Annotated in this window: 7 protein-coding genes; all 7 read right to left on the reverse strand. The window is 58.9% G+C overall.

Annotation, left to right across the window (positions count from 1 at the left end):
* Positions 1-490, reverse strand: a 490-nt coding sequence (locus tag CAPSK01_RS08065) for a hypothetical protein (protein WP_034924798.1), incomplete at its 3' end; no start/stop codon positions are given.
* Positions 491-493: 3 nt separating this feature from the next.
* On the reverse strand, positions 494-943 hold the full coding sequence (locus tag CAPSK01_RS08070) for a hypothetical protein (RefSeq protein ID WP_034924801.1): 450 nt from the start codon (positions 941-943) through the stop codon (positions 494-496).
* 75 nt (positions 944-1,018) lie between these two features.
* Positions 1,019-1,789: a hypothetical protein gene (locus CAPSK01_RS22350; RefSeq protein WP_273703321.1), complete on the reverse strand. Its 771-nt coding sequence runs from the start codon at positions 1,787-1,789 to the stop codon at positions 1,019-1,021.
* Positions 1,789-3,117, reverse strand: a complete 1,329-nt coding sequence (locus CAPSK01_RS08075) for a hypothetical protein (RefSeq protein WP_034924804.1) — start codon at positions 3,115-3,117, stop codon at positions 1,789-1,791. The genes CAPSK01_RS22350 and CAPSK01_RS08075 overlap by 1 nt, the downstream gene beginning before the upstream one ends.
* Positions 3,118-3,405 (reverse strand): hypothetical protein, encoded by a 288-nt coding sequence (locus tag CAPSK01_RS08080; RefSeq protein ID WP_034924807.1) that lies wholly within the window; start codon positions 3,403-3,405, stop codon positions 3,118-3,120.
* Between the two features lies 1 nt (position 3,406).
* On the reverse strand, positions 3,407-3,628 hold the full coding sequence (locus tag CAPSK01_RS08085) for a hypothetical protein (RefSeq protein ID WP_034924810.1): 222 nt from the start codon (positions 3,626-3,628) through the stop codon (positions 3,407-3,409).
* A 5-nt stretch (positions 3,629-3,633) separates the two neighbouring features.
* A partial coding sequence (locus tag CAPSK01_RS08090) for a hypothetical protein (RefSeq protein ID WP_273703322.1) occupies positions 3,634-4,127 on the reverse strand: 494 nt, incomplete at its 5' end.

Consider the following 4,127-nt stretch of genomic DNA (forward strand, 5'->3'; position numbering starts at 1 on the left):
CCAGCACCCCATTCCTGAAGATCCGGACCGTCGAGGCATTGCTGACTACTACCTCGATATCCTGCCATGCCCCTGTAGTGATCACCCCTGCGGCTGATCCTGTGGCATTGGTTGATCCAAGAGGCTTCCCAATGAGAATACTCCCGTCGCCAGCAATGGCCACATACTGACCGGTACTAGACCCGTTGGTGCCCACCATGATGATCCGGCAATGCTTCCCGCTGGCAGGCAGCGCCGTTGGGCGAATCGAGAATCGGTACGTGACCACGCCGGCGCTGAAATCGAAATCTGAAGAGGATGCGAGCGTCAGTCGGTCATCTGTGCCGTCAAAGTACAGCGACGCTTCGCCGGGAAAACGCCCCTGCGCAAGGGTCAGCGTTGCTCCCCCCGCAACGGTGATCGTTTTCCCTTTGACATCGGTGATGCCGGCCGCGATGTTGTTGAGCGGCGCATGCAGGACGACCGAGTTCCAATCGCTATCTGCAGCCATGGCCTAGTCTTCGGTGATGGTCGTGGCAGTGGTCAGTTGCGGGATGACGCCGGCCGTCGTTGCCGGGATCACGATATTGGGGGTGATGGTCCCCGCATAGAATATCTTCCCCGCGCCGGTGAGCAGTTCCCCGATCGAGAAATGCGTTGCCGTGCACCCCGTGCCAACGGCACTGGTTGTCGGGAAAGTGATTGCCGCAACCGGAGAAACGCTGCTCCCCGTGACCGTGAATCCGCCGCTCGTTCGAGCAACTGCCACGCGGGTATAGGTAGCGTAGGCCGATGTCTGCACCTCGTTCGAGGTTTGCGTTCCGGAATCTAGCGGGTCGCCGGTATGCAGCGCGCAATACAGGTTGGTCATCGACCCCACTGCCGACGCGAATAAAGCGTCCGAAGTGGCGTTGAACAACAACTTCAAGAACGCATTTTCGAGGTAGTCCGATTTACCGGCCATGGTGATTCCCTTCTATTTGGTGCAACAGGTTGTCAATCAGGTTTGCAATCCGCGGTTGATTGGTTGTCAATGTCTTCACGGCATCCTCACCACACAGCTTGTCGATGCGATCCGGCAGAACACAGAGCCAGACGCGCGACTGGCGGGCACGCCATTCGAGATGCTCGGGCGATTGCCGCGCAGCGTGAGATGCCCAGTCCCAGGGGTCAGAAAATGCCCGTCCTGCCGCGTGATCGACGGCTGGTATCCTGTCAGCGTGAGGTGCCCGGTCCCAGGGAATAGAGAAGCCCCGGACGCCTGCACGACACTTGGCGGGTAGCCGGTCAGCGCAATATGTCCCGTGCCGGGCGACAGGAAGTGCCCGTCCTGCCTGTCGATGCTTGGCGCATACCCTGTCAGTAGCAAATGACCTGAGCCAGGGGTCAGGAAATGCCCATCTTGGCGAACAACAGCAGGTTGATTGCCGGATAGCGTGAGATGACCAGCGCCCGGATAAAGCGTAGTTCCTGACGATTGAACCACCGCAGGTTGCTTACCTGACAGGGTAAGGTGTCCCACCCCCGGCGTCAGGAAGTGCCCATCTTCCCGAACCACCGCGGCTTGCTTGCCGGACAGAACGAGGTGGCCTACCCCTGGATCGAGAAAATGCCCGTCCTCACGAACCACCGCAGACTGCGTACCTGACAGGGTGAGATGGCCGGTACCGGGGGACAACGTATTGCCCGCACCGGCGGCGGCATTTACCTGCAGCCACCCCCCGGCAGCATTTACCCTCGAAGACGCCTCCGAGTCATTGCCTTGTACCCAGACTGCGCCACCGACAGATACTCGGGAGAACTCGGCCATCAGAATTTGATTTTCGGATCAATCCGAATCGTCGCAGAGGGGACAGCAAAACATATCCGCCCAAGAATTTCACCATTCTCCGCCGGGGTGAAGGCTGATCCTGAATCGCATTTGCCGTACCAGTTTGTGCCACTCTCTCCTGTCCAGTCGCCCGCCCCGAGGCTGCTCGACGCCTGGTTTGTTCCCGCAGACAGAAACGCTCCAGCATCGGAATACATCGTACTGATCGGGCTGCCACCGGCAGTTTTCGCCATGAATTCCGCTCGCAACTCCGTGTCTTTGTAGGCCGTAGTGCTGTCGTCGCGCAGCACGTCGAAGTACGGGGTGATGCTAGACGCACCTGTGTGGTACAAGGATACCCATGGAGTGCAGAACGGGCGCTCTGGTCCGTTTCCTGATGTAGTGACGACTTTCCAGGACTGTTGAGCAGCCCCAGATGTGACGTAGACGCCGGTGTCCGATGTAAGCGCCCCCTGCCCGTCGTAGTACCCGAACAGCCCGTGAGTGTCGCCGCTCGCGCAGTCCAGAATCCAAGTGCGCCCGTTTGACGCATTTGCCGGTGAGCTGGGCGTTGCTCTCGCAACATAATTTGTCCCCAGCTTGCACTGCGAAAAAAATACCTCGTTCGCGTAGGAAACCTGGTTCCCAACCAGCGTTCCAGATCCGAGCGCGGACAAATCGCATCCGTGAAATCTCGCGACAATCCCCCGTAGAGGGTCTCCGAATAGCGTCGTTGGGATGCTCCCTGCGCTGGCGATCGAGCATCCGATGTACTCAACTGTCCCGGTCGCAAGAAGCGTCTGCGCAGCATTTCCGAATCGGAATGTGCAGTCCTTGAAACGGACATGCGTGTTGTAGCTCCCCGATGTGGCCCCAGAAATAATAGATGGCGCGGCGGAAGATGTCGTCCCAAGCCACAGGTAGCAGTTGTCGAGATCGTAGGCGGCTCCGTCCGATGTCCCGGCGATATTCAGCGATTTATTCGTCGAGCCCCCATTGCGCAGCGTTATCCCCGACAGGCGCAGCCTGTACGCCCCCGCAATCGTCAGCGCAATAGAAACGCTCGACGATCCGATCCATGCTTCCGTACCCATGGGGGTAGGCGCGTCGGAATTGTCTTTGTCGACGGACACGATGCTGATATTGTTCAAGATGGTCCATGTCGTATCGACGGCCAGCGCGTTGTCGCCCGTGTGAGTGCGCTCAACAAGGATGCTATCTCCGTTTGCGGTCGCAAGCGCAATCGCTGCGGCCGTTGTTGTTTTAGCGTTCGTCCAATCCGATCCGTCGCCGTTATTCCCGCCGTGCCAAACCCGATATTTGGCCATTTACAGATCCCCCTCTGCCAGCATCTCCGCGTACCGATCATGCGCCGGAGTGATGCGACTCGACCGCAGCGTGGCCCATTGCCCAGCCGTCAAGGTGCGTCCAAACGCAGTGTTGAAACTGTTACGGGCCTGCGCATCGGTGATGTCCCCGGCAACCAATTTTTCCGTCAGCCAATGCAGCAGCCGGCAATATTCAGCCTGGTCGCCGACCAACTTCGCTGCTTTCACGCGCGCCCAGAACCTTGCGGCAAACTCCGCGGCGGTCTGTTGAGAGAGTGTCAGCGCCATATCAGCCTTGCCCGATCATCGCGTTAGCTTCTTCGTCCGCCAGGCGCACAGAAAGCGCGGCAGCCCTTGCGGCCAGCAAATCGTCGCGGCTAGCCAAACCATCCCACAGATACGTGTTCGTGTAGAGGTTGCCGTTTCCATCGGTGAAGCTTTCAGTCGTCAGGAAGCCGCCTCCCGACTGCGCGTGTGCGTCGCTGACGTAGGATGATGAAACAATGGCCATGGCGATTACGTGATATCGAACCAACCGCCAGCCGGGCAGGTGAGCGTGAGTGCGTTCCCCGTGGTCGTCGCGGGAATATCCGCAGGGGTGCTATCCCCCACGAAATAGCCGATCAGCGGATTGCTCATGCTCCACAAGGTCCCGCTGACGTACATCACGGCGTAGCGAAATGCCGGGATGCTGCCGCCAGAAGCGGTCTTGCTCGGACTTGCGGACGAAAACTTGAAACCGCCTGAAATTGCGGTCGCCGCGAGCGAAGCCAGTGTTTCGCCCCCCGCTGTCCAGCCGTTTCCGCTGACCTCATTGGCGGAAATATCCGCCCAGACACTGTTGCCAGTCACCGAACTGTCGGGCGTCCAAGCTGACGAGATCAGCGCCATTTTGACCGTAGCCAGAGCCAAGTCGTTAATCCGGATGTCGTCCTTGTTTTTTGAGAAGAGGGTGAAGTTTCCCGATGCCATAGTTGCCTCGTTACGTTGAAGTGGTGATTTCAGGGAGC

This window comes from Candidatus Accumulibacter vicinus, assembly GCF_000584955.1.
Lineage (GTDB): Bacteria > Pseudomonadota > Gammaproteobacteria > Burkholderiales > Rhodocyclaceae > Accumulibacter > Accumulibacter vicinus.

Excerpts from the sequence above, each read along its gene's own strand:
- CAPSK01_RS08075 (WP_034924804.1), bottom strand. The coding sequence starts at position 3,117 with ATGGCCAAATATCGGGTTTGGCACGGCGGGAATAACGGCGACGGATCG.
- CAPSK01_RS08070 (WP_034924801.1), bottom strand. The coding sequence starts at position 943 with ATGGCCGGTAAATCGGACTACCTCGAAAATGCGTTCTTGAAGTTGTTG.
- CAPSK01_RS22350 (WP_273703321.1), bottom strand. The coding sequence starts at position 1,789 with ATGGCCGAGTTCTCCCGAGTATCTGTCGGTGGCGCAGTCTGGGTACAA.
- CAPSK01_RS08080 (WP_034924807.1), bottom strand. The coding sequence starts at position 3,405 with ATGGCGCTGACACTCTCTCAACAGACCGCCGCGGAGTTTGCCGCAAGG.
- CAPSK01_RS08085 (WP_034924810.1), bottom strand. The coding sequence starts at position 3,628 with ATGGCCATTGTTTCATCATCCTACGTCAGCGACGCACACGCGCAGTCG.